At 60.3% G+C, this 15,741-nt stretch carries 15 protein-coding genes; 9 read left to right on the forward strand and 6 right to left on the reverse strand.

Annotated features, from left to right (window positions below):
• Positions 1–985 (forward strand): MFS transporter (locus tag BN1800_RS01970; RefSeq protein WP_244564421.1); only part of this gene is annotated, 985 nt, incomplete at its 5' end.
• Positions 986–1,078: 93 nt separating this feature from the next.
• Positions 1,079–1,246, forward strand: coding sequence for a 50S ribosomal protein L33 (gene rpmG, locus BN1800_RS01975; RefSeq protein WP_003547442.1), 168 nt, complete (start codon positions 1,079–1,081; stop codon positions 1,244–1,246).
• A gap of 735 nt (positions 1,247–1,981) precedes the next feature.
• Here the strand turns inward: rpmG and BN1800_RS01985 are convergent.
• On the reverse strand, positions 1,982–3,355 hold the full coding sequence (locus tag BN1800_RS01985; protein ID WP_027508562.1) for a PleD family two-component system response regulator: 1,374 nt from the start codon (positions 3,353–3,355) through the stop codon (positions 1,982–1,984).
• An 18-nt stretch (positions 3,356–3,373) separates the two neighbouring features.
• Complete coding sequence (locus BN1800_RS01990; protein WP_022714852.1) at positions 3,374–3,745, reverse strand: response regulator; 372 nt, start codon at positions 3,743–3,745, stop codon at positions 3,374–3,376.
• Positions 3,746–3,877: 132 nt separating this feature from the next.
• Between BN1800_RS01990 and BN1800_RS01995 the strand changes: the two genes are divergently transcribed.
• Together BN1800_RS01995 and BN1800_RS02000 are read left to right on the forward strand one after the other, a co-directional pair.
• Positions 3,878–4,186: a DUF3572 domain-containing protein gene (locus BN1800_RS01995; RefSeq protein WP_086993991.1), complete on the forward strand. Its 309-nt coding sequence runs from the start codon at positions 3,878–3,880 to the stop codon at positions 4,184–4,186.
• A 5-nt stretch (positions 4,187–4,191) separates the two neighbouring features.
• Positions 4,192–4,875: a hypothetical protein gene (locus tag BN1800_RS02000; RefSeq protein ID WP_086993994.1), complete on the forward strand. Its 684-nt coding sequence runs from the start codon at positions 4,192–4,194 to the stop codon at positions 4,873–4,875.
• Here the strand turns inward: BN1800_RS02000 and BN1800_RS02005 are convergent.
• A complete protein-coding gene (locus tag BN1800_RS02005) occupies positions 4,850–5,437 on the reverse strand; it encodes a GNAT family N-acetyltransferase (protein WP_086993997.1) in 588 nt (195 codons plus the stop codon). The two genes, BN1800_RS02000 and BN1800_RS02005, sit on opposite strands and share 26 nt — an antisense overlap.
• 78 nt (positions 5,438–5,515) lie before the next feature.
• On the opposite strand from BN1800_RS02005, the gene BN1800_RS02010 reads away from it, so the two are divergent.
• The 3 genes from BN1800_RS02010 to BN1800_RS02020 all read left to right on the forward strand — a co-directional run bounded on the left by BN1800_RS02010 (position 5,516) and on the right by BN1800_RS02020 (position 8,799).
• On the forward strand, positions 5,516–6,808 hold the full coding sequence (locus BN1800_RS02010) for a DNA polymerase IV (protein WP_086994000.1): 1,293 nt from the start codon (positions 5,516–5,518) through the stop codon (positions 6,806–6,808).
• A 138-nt stretch (positions 6,809–6,946) separates the two neighbouring features.
• Positions 6,947–8,188 (forward strand): L,D-transpeptidase family protein, encoded by a 1,242-nt coding sequence (locus BN1800_RS02015; protein ID WP_086994003.1) that lies wholly within the window; start codon positions 6,947–6,949, stop codon positions 8,186–8,188.
• A 104-nt stretch (positions 8,189–8,292) separates the two neighbouring features.
• Positions 8,293–8,799 carry an HIT family protein gene (locus BN1800_RS02020; RefSeq protein WP_086994481.1) on the forward strand — a complete coding sequence of 169 codons (507 nt, stop codon included), beginning with the start codon at positions 8,293–8,295 and terminating at the stop codon, positions 8,797–8,799.
• Positions 8,800–8,818: 19 nt separating this feature from the next.
• On the opposite strand, the gene dnaE is transcribed toward BN1800_RS02020, so the two are convergent.
• Complete coding sequence (gene dnaE / locus BN1800_RS02025; RefSeq protein ID WP_086994005.1) at positions 8,819–12,304, reverse strand: DNA polymerase III subunit alpha; 3,486 nt, start codon at positions 12,302–12,304, stop codon at positions 8,819–8,821.
• A 304-nt stretch (positions 12,305–12,608) separates the two neighbouring features.
• On the opposite strand from dnaE, the gene BN1800_RS02030 reads away from it, so the two are divergent.
• Together BN1800_RS02030 and BN1800_RS02035 are read left to right on the forward strand one after the other, a co-directional pair.
• On the forward strand, positions 12,609–13,184 hold the full coding sequence (locus tag BN1800_RS02030; protein ID WP_027508554.1) for a hypothetical protein: 576 nt from the start codon (positions 12,609–12,611) through the stop codon (positions 13,182–13,184).
• Between the two features lie 70 nt (positions 13,185–13,254).
• On the forward strand, positions 13,255–13,719 hold the full coding sequence (locus BN1800_RS02035; protein WP_027508553.1) for a DUF5680 domain-containing protein: 465 nt from the start codon (positions 13,255–13,257) through the stop codon (positions 13,717–13,719).
• Here BN1800_RS02035 and BN1800_RS02040 read toward each other — a convergent pair whose 3' ends face one another.
• Together BN1800_RS02040 and BN1800_RS02045 are read right to left on the reverse strand one after the other, a co-directional pair.
• On the reverse strand, positions 13,720–14,403 hold the full coding sequence (locus BN1800_RS02040) for an ABC transporter ATP-binding protein (protein ID WP_027508552.1): 684 nt from the start codon (positions 14,401–14,403) through the stop codon (positions 13,720–13,722). It lies immediately after the preceding gene.
• Between the two features lie 15 nt (positions 14,404–14,418).
• Positions 14,419–15,726 carry a lipoprotein-releasing ABC transporter permease subunit gene (locus BN1800_RS02045; protein ID WP_086994008.1) on the reverse strand — a complete coding sequence of 436 codons (1,308 nt, stop codon included), beginning with the start codon at positions 15,724–15,726 and terminating at the stop codon, positions 14,419–14,421.
• Between the last annotated feature and the right edge of the window lie 15 nt (positions 15,727–15,741).

The raw sequence follows: 15,741 nt of genomic DNA on the forward strand, positions 1-15,741 counted from the left end.
GGCCGCCGCCCCGATCACAACGAAACTCGCGCATCAATACGGAGTGGCCCCTACCATGCTCTGGGCGGTGGTGATTTCGGCGCTCAGTTCGCTCGGATTTTACTACGCCGAGGATTTCTGGCTCTGGTTTCCTCTTCGCTTTGCCTTCCACGGTGCGACGACCACCCTGTTCATCCTGTCCGAGTTTTGGATCAACGCTGCCTCACCGCCCACGAAACGCGGATTCGTGCTTGGTATTTACGCGACGGTGCTTTCGCTCGGCTTCGCGGCGGGGCCTCTGCTCTTTTCGATTCTCGGCAGCGATGGAATTCTCCCATTTATTGTCGGTGCGGCCGCGATTCTGCTTGCGGCCATTCCGATCTTTATCGCGCGGCACGAAAGCCCGATCCTCGAAGAGAAGCCGGAACTGCATTTCATGCGCTACGTCTTCCTGGTGCCGACGGCAACAGCCGCGGTCTTCATTTTCGGCGCGGTCGAGGCGGGTGGCCTTTCGCTGTTTCCAATCTATGCGATCCGCGCGAACTTCACCGAATCGCAGGCGGCACTGCTGCTGACGGTCATGGGCATCGGCAACGTCATCTTTCAGATCCCGGTCGGAATGCTCTCCGACCGGATTTCCGACAAGCGCCCGCTGCTTGCCGCCATGGCCTTCATGGGCCTCATCGGCTCGCTGATGCTGCCGCTGCTCTCCCACAGCTGGATCATGATGGCAGGGGTCTTGCTCTTCTGGGGCGGCTGCGTTGCCGGTCTCTATACCGTCGGCCTCAGCCATCTCGGCTCCCGGCTAACAGGATCCGACCTTGCGGCGGCGAATGCCGCCTTCGTCTTCTGTTATGCGGTCGGCACCGTTGCCGGCCCGCAGGCGATCGGAGTTGCTATCGACGTTGCCGGAAACAATGGTTTTGCATGGGCGATTGCCTGTTTCTTCGGCCTTTATGCCTTGCTGGCGGGCATAAGGCTGCTTTTCCTCCGAAAGCGGGCTTGACTTTTCGGGCTGGATTCGTAGTTTCGCGCCAGAATTTGCCGTGGAGCCCATCCGGCTTTCCACGGCTTTCATTTTCTTAAAGGCAGGACGACCATGGCCAAGGCTACCACAATCAAGATCAAGCTGCTGTCGACGGCCGACACCGGTTTCTTCTACGTCACGACGAAGAACAGCCGTACGATGACGGACAAGATGACGAAGACCAAGTATGACCCGGTTGCTAAGAAGCACGTTGAGTTCAAGGAAACCAAGATCAAGTAACCCTTGATTTCAGGTTCTTTCAGGAAGCGCGCGCCACATGGTTGCGCGCTTTTTTCATTTCTGGATTGTTATTTTCCGCAAAAGCGCAAACGCCGTCTTTCCCTATGATGGGAACGACGGCGTTTTTCCGATAAGGGGTCGGCCAGCAGGCAACGCGGCACGAGGAACCGCGTAAGTTGCATGCTAGCCGACCGACCCCACGACCCAGGAGATGCGGCGGACCTGAGCATCATGGGGTATGCGGGCTCCTCAAGAGGGAGCACTTTCTCTTATGAGCCGATAATTTGCGCAAAAAAGAAAGAAAATCAACAAATTCTTAATGATGAGAAATTCCTGCCTGCTCCTATGGTTAAAAGTCCAATTTTGGGGCAGGTGGAGATCAGCCGAATGACTTAGGCGCTCAGGAAATGAACCAGTTTTGCGAAGAAACCTATAGGCACATAGCAGTAACTTTGTCGGATACTGACGTTACGTAATGTCGCAACATTTTCGCTGAGGAAATAGCACTGCTTGCACAGTTACCGGTCGCGATGGGTGTATTCTTTGGCGGTACGCCTTTGTTCTTCCCGCCGCCAGAGATGCACCATAAGAAGGTCACCGAAGGCAGAAATCCATTTCCAGATCTTTTCCACAAAAGAAATATGTCTTTTGCCTGCGCGACGATTACAAATTTGTAAGCTTCACCCTTTTCCGGTGGAAACGGTGTCCGGAGCCGTTCTTGAAACAGTATTGCCGTCAAGCCGCAGCAGCAACGACGCGGTTCCGGCCGGTGTTCTTTGCTTCATAAAGAGCAAGATCAGCCTGCTTCATAAGCTGATCCGGCGTGATGACCGAAGAGAGGCGCGAAGAAATGCCGAAGGAGGCGGTGACCTTCAGCTCCTGCCCCGCCGATTTCAGCTCGAAAGGAATGCTTTCGACGGAGGCCCGCAGACGCTCGGCAACCGCAGCGGCCACCTCGGGCGACGTATCCGGCATCACCACGACGAACTCTTCGCCGCCGTAACGGCAGGCGAGATCGGCGCCGCGGACGGTCGAGCGGATGCGATTGGCAAATTCCTTGATCACTTCGTCGCCGGCATCGTGGCCGTGCGTGTCGTTCACCTGCTTGAAGCGGTCTATGTCGGTGATGAGCACGGAAAGCGGCCGGCCCCGCGCCATCGAGCGGTTGAAGAGAACCTTGAGATGATTGTCGAGATAGCGGCGGTTGTTGAGGCCTGTCAGCGGATCGGTGACAGCAAGTTCGATCGTCTGCTTGACGCTCGCGCGCAGACGGTCGTTGAAACGCTTGCGGCGGATCTGCGTCAGGCTGCGGGCGACGAGTTCATTCGGATCGACCGGACGGACGATGTAGTCGTTGACGCCGAGATCGAGCGCCCGGATCACCATGTCATCTGCGCCCTGCTCCGTCATGATCAGGATCGGCAGAAAGCGGGTACGCTCCAGCGAGCGGAACTGGGAGCAGAGCCGCAAGGGATCGTAGTTGTCGAAATTGGCATTGACGATCACAAGTTCGAAGGCGTTCTCGGCGGCTTCGAACAGAGCTGCCTGCGGGTCGGAGATGGCGGTCACGTCGGCAATCGGCTTCAGCGCCTTGATGACGCGCTCCTGCGAATTGGCGCGGCTGTCGACCAGCAAAATCTGACCGGCCTCTTCCGGACGTGTTTCGCCGGCGCGGATGAGGTCGTCGATCCCCATCGTCTCAGCCGTTTCGGCGCGGATACGCAGTTCATCGCTCAGCGTCTTCAGGCGCAAAAGGCTCTTTACGCGGGAGATGAGCTGCAGGTCGTTGACCGGCTTGGTTAGGAAATCGTCCGCGCCCGCCTTCAGGCCTCGCACGCGGTCGGCCGGCTGGTCCAGCGCCGTGACCATCACGACGGGAATATGCGAGGTCTTCGCGTTCGCCTTCAGGCGCGCGCAGACTTCGAAGCCGTCTAGCCCCGGCATCATCACGTCGAGCAGGACGAGATCGACCTGGTTGCGCTCGCAAATCGCCAGCGCCTGATAACCGTCGGCGGCCGTCAGCACGTCGAAATATTCAGCGAGGAGCCGCGCTTCGAGCAGCTTCACATTCGCCGGAATATCATCAACCACCAATATGCGCGCCGTCATAAACGTCTTTCAGATGCGCTATGCATCACCGAGATAAGTCTTGATCGTTTCAATGAATTTCGGAACCGAGATGGGCTTGGACACGTAAGCTTCGCAGCCGCCCTGACGGATACGCTCCTCGTCGCCCTTCATGGCAAAGGCGGTCACCGCGATCACCGGGATGACATGCAGTTCGTCGTCTTCCTTCAGCCATTTGGTGACCTCCAGGCCGGAAACCTCCGGAAGCTGGATATCCATCAGGATCAGGTCCGGCTTGTATTTTCGAGCAAGATCAAGCGCTTCCATTCCGTTACGGGTCTGAATCGTCGTATAGCCGGACGCCTCGATCAGGTCGCGAAAGAGCTTCATGTTGAGCTCGTTATCTTCTACAATCATCACCTGTTTGGGCATTGCACGCTTGTCCCTACGTCTCGTCCCTGCAGCCGATCGCGCCGTGACAGAACACTGCGCGCGCGAATCCAGGAAACCGATAGTGGTAAACTACCGGTATTTGGTTGAAGAAAAGGTAACTTACCCAGCGAAATGCAAAGCAACTTCAAGACTTCCAAACATTTAGCCACAGACCCGCAGGAAACGGCGATCGCCGTTCTCGGCTGGCTGGCAAACGAGCCCGACATCTTCTCGCGTTTCCTGGCGCTGACGGGCGTGGAGCCTGCCCAGGTCCGCAACGCCATCAACGATCCGGGCTTCCTTGCCGGCATGCTGGATTTCCTGATGAACCACGAGCCGACGGCGGTGGCTTTCTGCCAAACGACCGGCACGGCGCCTGATACGCTCACTGCCGCGTGGCGGCATTTCTCCTCTCCCGGCCTCGATTCCGGAGAATACTGAGCGCAATGGAGACCGTGACCTTCGACATCTCGCATGTGCGGCTCGGCGACCGGCCGCTGATCGTCTGCGACGTCGATGACGTCGTGCTGCAGTTTATCGATCCTTTCCAGCGGTTTCTTCTCAGCGAAGGGCATGAGCTTTTGCCGCGTTCCTTCCGTCTTCATGGCAATATCGTTTCTAAAGATGGGGTTGCGCTCGAGGATATCCACGTCAGCCGGCTGGTCGAAACCTTCTTCGAACGGCAGGAAGAGTGGCAGTTGCCGGTTTCACTGGCCGCGGAGACGCTCAGCAGGCTCTCCGCCGAGGCCGATATCGTTTTCCTGACCGCAATGCCGCCGGTCTATGCCGATCAGCGGCGGCGGCTGCTCGACCGCTTCGGCCTGACCCACCCTCTTTTGGCGGCGCGTGAGCCGAAAGGGCCGATCGTCAAGATGCTGCATGGCGCTCGCCCCCTGCCCGTCGCTTTCATCGACGACATGGCGGTCAATCTTCATTCGGTGCGCGAACATGTCGATAACTGCCTTCTGCTACATCTGATGCCGGTCTCCGAAATTCACCGTTTCGCGCCTGCGGCGATGGACGGCACTCCACGCGTCAAGAACTGGAACGAAGCCGCATCCATGATCGGACGGCATTTTGCCGAAGCCAACGCGGCTCGAAGCCTCACTGCTGCAAATCCAGCCGCATAAGCGGCCGGCCGTCCTTTCGCCGCGCCACCGGCTCGAAGCCCGCCGCATCGAAGATCGCGGTCGAGCCGATGCAGAGCGTGACCGACTTTGATTGCTTCGTATGATCGATGGGGCAGCCTTCGAGATAGCGCGCGCCGTTCTGCCTCGCGTGGTCGATTGCGCCCTGCAGCAGATGGTGGCTGAGGCCCTTGCCGCGCAACGGTGCTGCAAGAAAGAAACAGCTGATCGCCCAGATGGACGCGTCCAGTGCATCGCCATCCTCTAGCGGCCGGGAAACGACGCGCGGTGAGTTGAACTGCGGAACGTCATGGCGCGGACCGATCTGCACCCAGGCGACCGGCCGGTCATCCGCATAGGCGAGAATGCCGGGCGGCGGACCGGCGGCGATGCGGCTTTTGATATGCTCTTTCCGCTCCTCCGGCCGCATTTTGGTGCGCACCGCATGCGGCAGCCTCAGCGCCACGCACCAGCAGTCGCAGAACGCGCCGCGCGGACCGAAGAGCGTCTCGAAATCCGTCCAGCGCTCCGGCGTCACCGGCTCAAAACGCAGATCGATGTCCAAAGCCAAACCTCTCCCGTCTCTTGAGACTCGGAAGCTTAAGGCGTAATCTCTCGATGTTCAATCTTTGTTCTCATCACGATGACGCCAACGCCTGACAAGACACCCGGCTTCTGTCGCGACTGCCTTGCCGAGCAGAAGGGCGAGGCACGCCGCTGCATGGCCTGCGGCAGCCCGCGTCTCGTGCGGCACAGGGAGCTTTACGATCTGACGCTCGCGCATATCGATTGCGACGCCTTCTACGCCGCGGTCGAAAAGCGCGACAATCCGGAGCTTGCCGACAAGCCGGTCATCATCGGCGGCGGCAAGCGCGGCGTCGTGTCCACTGCCTGCTATATCGCCCGCATCCACGGCGTCCGCTCCGCCATGCCGATGTTCAAGGCGCTGGAGGCGTGCCCGCAGGCGGTCGTCATCCGCCCCGATATGGAGAAATACGTCAAGGTCGGCCGCGAGATCCGCACCATGATGCAGGAGCTGACGCCGCTGGTGCAGCCGCTTTCGATCGACGAGGCATTCCTCGAACTCGGCGGCACCCAGCGCCTGCACCACGATCCGCCGGCGCGGACGCTGGCGAAATTCGCCCGCCGCGTGGAAAAGGAGATCGGCATCACGGTTTCCGTCGGGCTGTCCTACTGCAAGTTCCTCGCCAAGGTGGCTTCCGACCTGCAGAAGCCGCGGGGCTTTTCCATCATCGGCCGCGAAGAAGCCGTGGCGTTTCTGGCGCCGCGGCGGGTGACGACCATCTGGGGCGTTGGCAAGGCCTTTGCGGCAACGCTCGAAGCGGACGGCATCCGCACGATCGGCCAGCTTCAGACGATGGAGGAGACCGATCTGATGCGCCGCTACGGCAGTATCGGCCAGAGGCTTGCCCGCCTTTCGCGCGGCATCGACGACCGCAAGGTGCACCTCAACGATCCGGCAAAGAGCGTCTCCTCGGAGACGACCTTCTTCGACGATATTTCGCGCTATGAGGATCTGGTGCCGATCTTGCGCAGTCTCTCCGAGAAGGTCTCCTGGCGGCTGAAGAAGAGCGGCATTGCCGGGAGCACCGTCGTGTTGAAAATGAAGACGGCGGACTTCAAATCCCGTACACGCAACCGCAAGCTGGAGGACCCAACGCAGCTTGCCGACAGGATTTTCCGCACCGGCATCGAGCTTCTGGAGAAGGAAACGGACGGCACGAAATTCCGCCTGATCGGCATCGGCGTCACCGACCTTTGCGACCCGGCACGCGCCGACCCGCCGGATCTCATCGACCAGCAATCCACGCGTCGGGCGGCGGCGGAAGCCGCGATGGACAAGCTGCGCGAGAAATTTGGCAAGAAGACCGTGGAGACCGGCTACACGTTCGGCAGCGGCAAACGCGACGGATAATCTGGCAATCGCAAGTACATGGCTGAGCCGGCTATAGATCACCAATGCGTGAACGCCGATCCAGCGACCAATGCTCAAACCTTCCTTAAGCATCGTGCCGTAATATGCCGGTCAAGTATTGCGTATTGGTTGGCTAACATGTTCTCGCGTTTTGTTTTCGGCCTCGGCTTGCTGTCGGCGACCGCACTCGTGCATCACCCCGCTTTTGCGGCGGATGCCCGCACGCTGCAAATCTTCGTTTCAAAGGACAAGCAGTCGCTTGCCGTCTATGACGGCGCGGATGTGATCGCAACGTCGAAAGTCTCGACCGGCAAGGCCGGCCACACGACGCCGAGCGGCATCTTTTCCGTGCTCGAGAAGCAGAAATATCACGAGTCCAACCTCTACTCGGCGGCTCCGATGCCGTGGATGCAGCGGCTGACCTGGTCCGGCATCGCGCTTCATGAATCGAATTCTGTGCCGCGCAATCCGGCCTCCCACGGCTGCGTGCGCATGCCCGCCGCCTTTGCCAAACAGCTCTACAAGATGACGAGCCTCAGCGTGCCGGTCATCATCAGCGATGCGGAAGTGGCGCCCGAGCCGGTTGCGCATCCGAATCTCTTCCGTCCCGATCTGCCGGAACCGCCGCTGCTGCTTTCGGATGCGGCACTGCGTCCGGCGATCGGCGAAACCGGCGGCGAGCCGGTTCGACTGGCGATGAACAGCGCAGTGCCTCCTCCGGTCGCGCGGGCCGCAGTACCGGAAAACACCAATCCGATCCGCATTCTCATCACCCGCCGCACCGAGCGCGAGACGGTGATCAATATCCAGACCTATCTCAACCAGCTCGGCTTTTCCGCGGGCGCGCCAGACGGGCTTCTCGGTACTGCAACCATTCAGGCCATCAATGCCTTCAAAGCGCTTCGATCCATGCAGTTCAAGGACGACAAGGCGCTCGTCAGCGACACTCTCTTGAGGGAAATTTACGCGGCGGCAGGCAAGGGCGAACCGCCGAACGGCGTCATCATGGTGCGCCAGGATTTCAAACCGGTCTTCGAGGCGCCGATCACGATCGGCAATCCGCGGCAGGCGCTCGGCACGCATTTTTTCACGCTGCACGCCGTCGACGTCGAAAACGGCAGGGCTGACTGGCTGGGCGTGACGCTCAAGAACAATCTTTCCAGGCAGGCGATGAAGCGGCTCGGGATCGTCGCCAACGAGAGCTCGATCGTGACCGGCGGTACGCCGATCGCCGATGCGCTCGACCGCATCACAATACCAGACGGAACACGCAGCCGGATCGACGGCATGCTGGCCAAAGGCTCGACGCTGACGATCTCCGACACCGGCATCGGCCCGGAGACCGGCGCCGGCACGGATTTCATCACGATCACGCGTTAGAGTGCCGCTACACGCAAGATGCGGCGAAGGCGCTCAAACGACCTTCGCTTGAGAGCGAGCGCAGGAAATCTTGATTTATGCACATGGCCCTGATGAGATTCAGCATGAGCAAGCGCAAGCCGTTCGATCTCGATGGATACCTGCGTGATATCACGACACGGCCCTGCTTTATCTGCGGCGTGGTGAGCGGAGATCCCGCGTTCTTCCATCATCGCATTTTCGAGGATGAGGAGACAATCATCTTTCTCAGTAAGTATCCAACATTGCCCGGATACTGCTTGGTTTCCCCGAAGAAACACCGCGAAGACTTGGCGCAGGATCTCTCGACCGAAGAATACCTGCGATTGCAAAGGCATATACACGTCTTGTCTCGTGCTCTGAAAAAGCTACTCGAGGCTGAAAGGATCTACGTTCTTTCGCTGGGCAGCCAGCAAGCCAACAGCCACATCCATTTCCATGTGGTCCCTCTGCCCGCAGGCGTTCCGCTCCAGGAGCAACAGTACCACGCACTCATGGCCGAGCATGGCGTGCTGCAGATTCCGGCCGACGAGATGGCACGGCTAGCGGGGCAGATCACCCAAGCTTTCCTTGAAGAACTGAGCGCTTCATAGTGCAGGTTCAGTTCACGACCTAGACAAGCTCGACATCGACAATGCCGGGGGCGGCGCGCAAGGCGGCGGCGATTTCTGGCGTGATGCGGTATTTCTGCGGCAGCTCCACCTCGACCTCGCGCTTGCCGTCCTCCTTGATGACGATGAAGGAGACGAGGCCGTCGCCCTTGGCGTTCAGATGTGCTGCAACGGCGCGCAGCGGGCCGGAATCGCGAACATAAACGCGCAGCGCCTTCTGCATCTGCAGCGATTTCTCCTCGAGCGACTGGATCGTCTGCAAGCGCAGCCCTACGCCTTCCGGACGCTCTTCGCCGGTGGCGGTGAGCACGAAGGATTTCCCGGCCTCCAGCACATCGCGGTACTGGTTCAGCATTTCGGAGAACAGCACGGCTTCGAACTGTCCGGACGAATCCGAAAAGACGATGATCCCCATCTTGTTGCCGGTGCGGGTCTTGCGCTCCTGCTTCGAAATCACAGTTCCGGCAAGGCGGGCATTGGTTGCGCCCTGCTTCACGGCGGCGGAGAACTCGGCAAAGGTCTGGACCCGCATCTTCTGCAGGATGTTGTTGTAGCTGTCGAGCGGGTGCGCCGTCAGGTAGAAGCCGAGCACCTGGAACTCCTTGAGCAGCTGCTCGGAGGCGAGCCAGGGCGAAAACGGCGGCAGCGCGATCTTCTCCGGACCGGACGACAGCGCGCCGCCGAAGATATCCGACTGGCCGCTCAGCTTGTTTTCCTGCGCGCGCTGGGCATAACCCAGAATGCGATCAAGGCCGGCGGCGAGCTGGGCGCGATCCTGGCCGAAGCAATCGAAGGCGCCGGCATAGATCAGGCTTTCCAGCACGCGACGGTTGACCTGGCGCGGATCGATACGCAGGCAGAAATCCTCGATACTGGTAAAAGGCTTGTCGCCGCGCACCTCGACAATGTGATCGACGGCATTTTCGCCGACGCCCTTCAGCGCCGCCAGTGCATAATAAATGCGGTTGTCGCCCGTTTCAAATTGGCGGAATGAGCTTTGAACCGAAGGCGCAATGACCTCGATGCCTAGGCGCTTGGCATCCTGCCGGAAATCATTGACCTTATCCGTGTTCGACATGTCGAGCGTCATCGACGCGGCGAGGAACTCGACCGGATAATGCGCTTTCATATAGGCCGTCTGATAGGAGACGATGGCATAAGCTGCTGCGTGCGACTTGTTGAAGCCGTAATTCGCGAACTTCGCCAGCAGTTCGAAGATGTTATCGGCCTGCGGTTTCGAAACGCCGTTGCGGATGGCGCCGTCGACGAAGCGTTCGCGCTGCTGGTCCATTTCCGCCTTGATCTTCTTGCCCATGGCGCGGCGCAAGAGATCGGCTTCGCCGAGCGAATAGCCGGACAGGACCTGGGCGATCTGCATCACCTGTTCCTGATAGACGATGACGCCCTGCGTTTCCTTGAGCAGATGGTCGATCATCGGATGGATCGACTCGAGCTCTTCCTCGCCATGCTTGCGGGCATTGTAAGTCGGGATGTTTTCCATCGGGCCCGGGCGATAGAGGGCGACGAGGGCGATGATATCCTCGATGCAGTCCGGCTTCATGCCGATCAGCGCCTTGCGCATGCCGGCACTTTCCACCTGGAACACGCCGACCGTTTCGCCGCGCGAAAGCATCTCGTAGGTTTTCTTGTCGTTGAGCGGGATTGCAGCGAGGTCGATGTTGATGCCGCGCTTGGCGACGAAATCAACGGCGACCTTCAGCACAGTCAGAGTTTTCAGGCCGAGGAAGTCGAACTTGACGAGGCCGGCCTGCTCGACCCATTTCATATTGAACTGGGTAACCGGCATATCCGAGCGGGGGTCGCGATACATCGGGACCAGCTTCGAGAGCGGCCGGTCGCCAATGACGATGCCGGCGGCATGCGTCGAGGCGTGGCGGTAAAGGCCCTCGATCTTCTGGGCGATATCGAGCAGGCGCGCCACCACGGGCTCCTTTGCCGCCTCCTCCTGGAGCTTAGGCTCCTCTTCGATCGCCTTGGAAAGCGGCGTCGGATTGGCCGGGTTGTTCGGCACTAGCTTACAGATCTTGTCGACCTGGCCATAGGGCATTTCCAGCACGCGGCCGACATCGCGAAGGGCGGCCCGCGCCTGCAGCGAACCGAAGGTGATGATCTGCGCCACCTGCGCGCGACCGTATTTCTGCTGGACGTAGCGGATCACCTCTTCGCGGCGGTCCTGGCAGAAGTCGATATCGAAGTCGGGCATCGAGACGCGTTCCGGATTGAGGAAGCGTTCGAAAAGCAGCGAGAAGCGCAGCGGATCGACGTCGGTGATCGTCAGCGCATAGGCGACGAGCGAGCCCGCGCCCGAGCCGCGGCCGGGACCGACCGGGATACCATGCTGCTTCGCCCATTTGATGAAGTCCGCAACGATCAGGAAGTAGCCGGGGAACTTCATGCGCTCGATGACGCTGAGTTCGAATTCCAGCCGTTCGCGGTAATCCTTCTCCTCATAACCGGGCGACATGCCGAGGGTGGCGAGGCGCATGTCGAGCCCCTCCTCGGCCTGCCGGCGGAGCTCGAGCGATTCGGCGCGGTCCGCCTCCTCCGGATCGTCGGTGGCGCCGGTAAAGCGCGGCAGGATCGGCTTGCGGGTCTTCAGCACGAAGGAGCAGCGCCGGGCGATCTCGACCGTGTTTTGCAGCGCCTCCGGCAGATCGGCAAAGAGCTTCGCCATTTCGGCGCGACTCTTCAGATAATGGTCCGGTGTCAGGCGGAAGCGGCTGTCGTCCGACACGATGGCGTTATGGGCAACGGCCATCAACGCGTCATGGGCATCGTAGTCGTCGCGTGCCGGGAAGAATGCCTCGTTGGTCGCCACCAGCGGCAGATCGTGCTCGTAGGCAAGCCCCACGACCCTCTGCTCATGGCGCTTGTCGTAGGTTCCATGGCGCTGCAATTCGACATAGAGCCTGCCAGGGAAAAGGCGCTTCATGGCGAGCAGCCGGTTTTCCGCTTGTGCGCCATGCCCCTGCTTCAGTGCCACATCGACGGGACCGCCAAGCGCTCCCGTCAGCGCGATCAGGCCCTCCGTTCCCGCCTCCTCCAGCCAGGAGGCGCGGATATGGACCGCCTGATCGTCGCCGCCGCCGAGATAGGCGCGGCTGACGATATCGACCAGCCGCTCGTAACCTGCCGCGGTCGAGGCAAGCACGACGATCGCCGGTAGCTTGGCCAGCGCCTGGTGGCCGCCGCGCCTTTCGGTCTCCAGACCGTCTTCCATGTCGATCGACATCTGGCAACCGATGATCGGCTGCAGCCCTTCTTCCATCGCTTTCTGCGAAAACTCGAGAGCGACGAACAGGTTGTTGGTGTCGGTGATGGCGATCGCCGGCTGGCTGTCGCCCGATGCCTTGTAGAGAATCTTCTTCAGCGGCAGCGCGCCTTCAAGCAGCGAATAGGCCGAGTGGACGCGCAGATGCACGAAACCCGGAGTCCCGCTGACAAAGCCGCTCTCCGCATCCGCCATCTTATACCCTTCCAATCGCCCGAATGAATCGATTTGCATTGTCGGTGTTGATGACGGCGATGTCCAGAAGCGGTCCCTTGCGCGGACCACATGAAGCGATGCGGTCCCCTGAAAAATTACATTGCCATGAGAATCAGCGAGAAGCTGGCAACAAACATTGCGATGGAGGTGAATGCTGCGATATCACGGATCATGTCAGTCATCTTGCTCTCCTTACTCGTTATGTTTCCAATTTGTTCCGCTATTGTTCTGTTGTCAACAGGAATCTTTTCCGCATAGTTAACGGCGGAACCGGGGGAGAATCATGAGGACCGCCATCGCATTCATCGCCATTCTCGCTGCAACGGCGACATCGGCTGCGGACATAGACGCTGGCCATATCGTCGATGCCGCGACCGGAGACTGGAACGGCGACGGCAAGCCGGATCTCGCAATCCTCGCCGGACCGGCCGAAGCTGCAAGCGACGAGCAGATCGGCATCTATATCTATTTGCGCGACGCCGATCACGAGCTGCTCAGGCTTTCGGCGAGAGCGCCCGACAAAATCTGGGGCAGCACGGATGCAGACGGCGTCCTCGGTCAGGAACCGTCGATCAAGGCGGCCGGGAAGACCTCCATTGCCGTCCGTTCCCAGAACAGCGCGATCGGCCGCGAGCGCTGGGACCAGACGCTGACGCTCGCCTATCGTAACAAGCAGTTCGTGGTAGCCGGTTACACCTATAATCACTACGACACGCTCGCCAATGCCGGCGGTTCCTGCGACTACAATGCGCTGACTGGCAAGTTGCAGAAGGACGGAAAGGACGTGAAGACCGTGCCGCGCGTCATCGCGATCGAGCAATGGAGCGACGAGACCGGTCAATCGATCTGCGGCCAGTAGTCACAAGTTCTCATTTTGTTCTTTACAGGCATACGTTTTTCGGAGAGGTTCGGCGCGGGGGCCGAGCGCTATGAATCTTGCAGCATTGAACAGCTTTATCGTCGAAGCGAAGGCAAATACCTATGTCGGCGGCGGGAAAACATTAGGCGCCTGCCGCGCCGGGTCGCACGACATCGGCTACGAGCGCGGAGATTGGCGCTATCTCGACAGCTACTTTGGCGGAACGGATTTCGCCGGACAGGAAGTCGTGTGGCTGAGCGGCGAGCCTATCTGGGTGATGAATTATTTCGGCCGCATCGTCGAGCCGTCGCTGATCGATGGGCAGAAGGCAGGCGTGGTGATCAAGGCTGCGCTTTCGACGATGTATGCCGAGCACCAGCGCTTTCTGGGCGGCATGGAATTTGAACATGCCTTCGGCTTCTACGCCGACGACAGCACCGGCGATTGCGATCACTTCAGCGGGCGGGAAATGATCATCGTCGAGGAGCGGAGAGCCTACGAGCTGGACTATCGCGGCGGCCTCATCCGCCCCTAATCAGAATTCGACGATCTTGCCGTCGCTGATGGTCACGCGGCGGTCCATGCGGCCGGCGAGTTCGTGGTTGTGGGTGGCGATCAGCGCTGCGAGACCGGACTGGCGCACCAGCGCCTCCAGCGCGTCAAACACGTAATGCGCGGTTTCCGGATCAAGGTTTCCGGTCGGCTCATCGGCGAGAAACACGGTCGGCGCATTGGCAACGGCGCGCGCAATCGCGACCCGCTGCTGCTCGCCGCCCGACAGCTCGCCGGGACGATGATTGGCGCGATGGCCGATGCGCATATAGTCGAGCAACTGCTTAGCGCGCTCGGCCGCCTCCTTGCGCGGCAAACCGGCGATCAACTGCGGCATCATGATGTTTTCGAGCGCCGAGAACTCCGGCAGGAGATGGTGGAACTGGTAGACGAAGCCGATCTCGCTGCGGCGGATTGCCGTGCGCTTCTCGTCGTTCAGCCCTTCGCAGGCTTGACCATTGACGGCGACTTCGCCGCCGTCCGGATGCTCCAGCAGGCCGGCGACATGCAGCAACGTCGATTTGCCTGTGCCCGACGGAGCGACCAGCGCGACGATCTCGCCGCTGTGGAGAACAAAATCGGCCCCCTTCAGAATGGTGAGCACGGTATCGCCCTGGCCATAGTGACGCTCGACGCCCGAAAGCTTGAGAACGACGTTCCGTTTCATTGAAATCAGCATTCCTTATTCGTAGCGGAGCGCCTGCACCGGATCGAGCTTCGAGGCCCGCCAAGCTGGGAAAATGGTCGCGAGAAAGGAGAGCGACAGCGCCATGACAACGACAGAGACCGTCTCGCCAATGCTCATCTCGGCTGGCAACTGGCTCAGGAAATAGAGCTGCGGATTGAAGAGCACAGTGCCCGTAATCCAGGAGAAGAACTGGCGGATCGACTCGATATTGATGCAGACGACGACGCCGAGCAGCACGCCGGCAATGGTGCCGACGATGCCGATCGCAGCACCGGTCATGAAGAAGATGCGCATGATGGCGCCGGACGTCGCACCCATAGTGCGCAGGATCGCGATGTCGCTGCCCTTGTCCTTCACCAGCATGATCAGGCCGGAGATGATGTTTAGCGCCGCAACGAGCACGATCAGCGTCAGGATCATGAACATCACGTTGCGCTCCACCTGCAGAGCGGAAAAGAAGGTCTGGTTGCGCTGGCGCCAATCGGTGATGCCGATCTGGCGGCCGGCCGCTTCCTCCACCCTGGGGCGGAGATTGTCGATGTCGTCGGGATTGTTGGCGAAGAGCTCGATCGACTGAACGAGGCCCTCGGCATTGAAATAGAGCTGCGCCTCTTCGAGCGGCATATAGATGATCGCCGCATCATATTCCGACATGCCGATCTCGAAGATACCGGAGACGGTGTAGGATTTGACCCGCGGATTGATGCCCATCGGCGTCACGTCGCCTTCGGGGGAAATCAGCGTGATGGTATCGCCTGCCTGCAGGCCGAGTTGCTCCGCCATGCGCGAGCCGACGAGAACGCCCTGCCCCGAAGCGAAACCGACGAGGTCTCCGGACTTGATGTTGTCGGAAACCGTCTTGAGCTTGGTGAGATCTTCAGCGCGGATGCCGCGCACCAGGGCGCCGGTCCCGGCACCCGCCTGCCCGGAGGCCAGCGTCTGACCTTCGACCAGCGGCAGCGCCATCCTGATGCCGGGCACCGCCGCGAACCTGTCGGTCAATGCCGCATAATCATTGAAAGGCCCGTCCACCGGCTGGACGATCATATGACCGTTGATGCCGAGAATGCGCGAGATCAGCTCGGTTCGGAAACCGTTCATGACCGCCATGACGATGATCAGCGTTGCGACGCCCAGCATAATGCCGACGAAGGAAAAGCCCGCGATGACCGAGATGAAGGCCTCCTTGCGGCGAGCGCGCAGATAGCGCCACGCCACGAGGCGTTCGAAGGCGGAAAATGGCCTGCCCGCCGGACCGAGGCCGGATTTCGAACCCCGCTGGTCCACCGCCGCATCTGCCATTTCGCCTCCGTTCGG

Origin of the sequence: Rhizobium sullae, assembly GCF_900169785.1 — a bacterium.
Taxonomy (GTDB): domain Bacteria; phylum Pseudomonadota; class Alphaproteobacteria; order Rhizobiales; family Rhizobiaceae; genus Rhizobium; species Rhizobium sullae.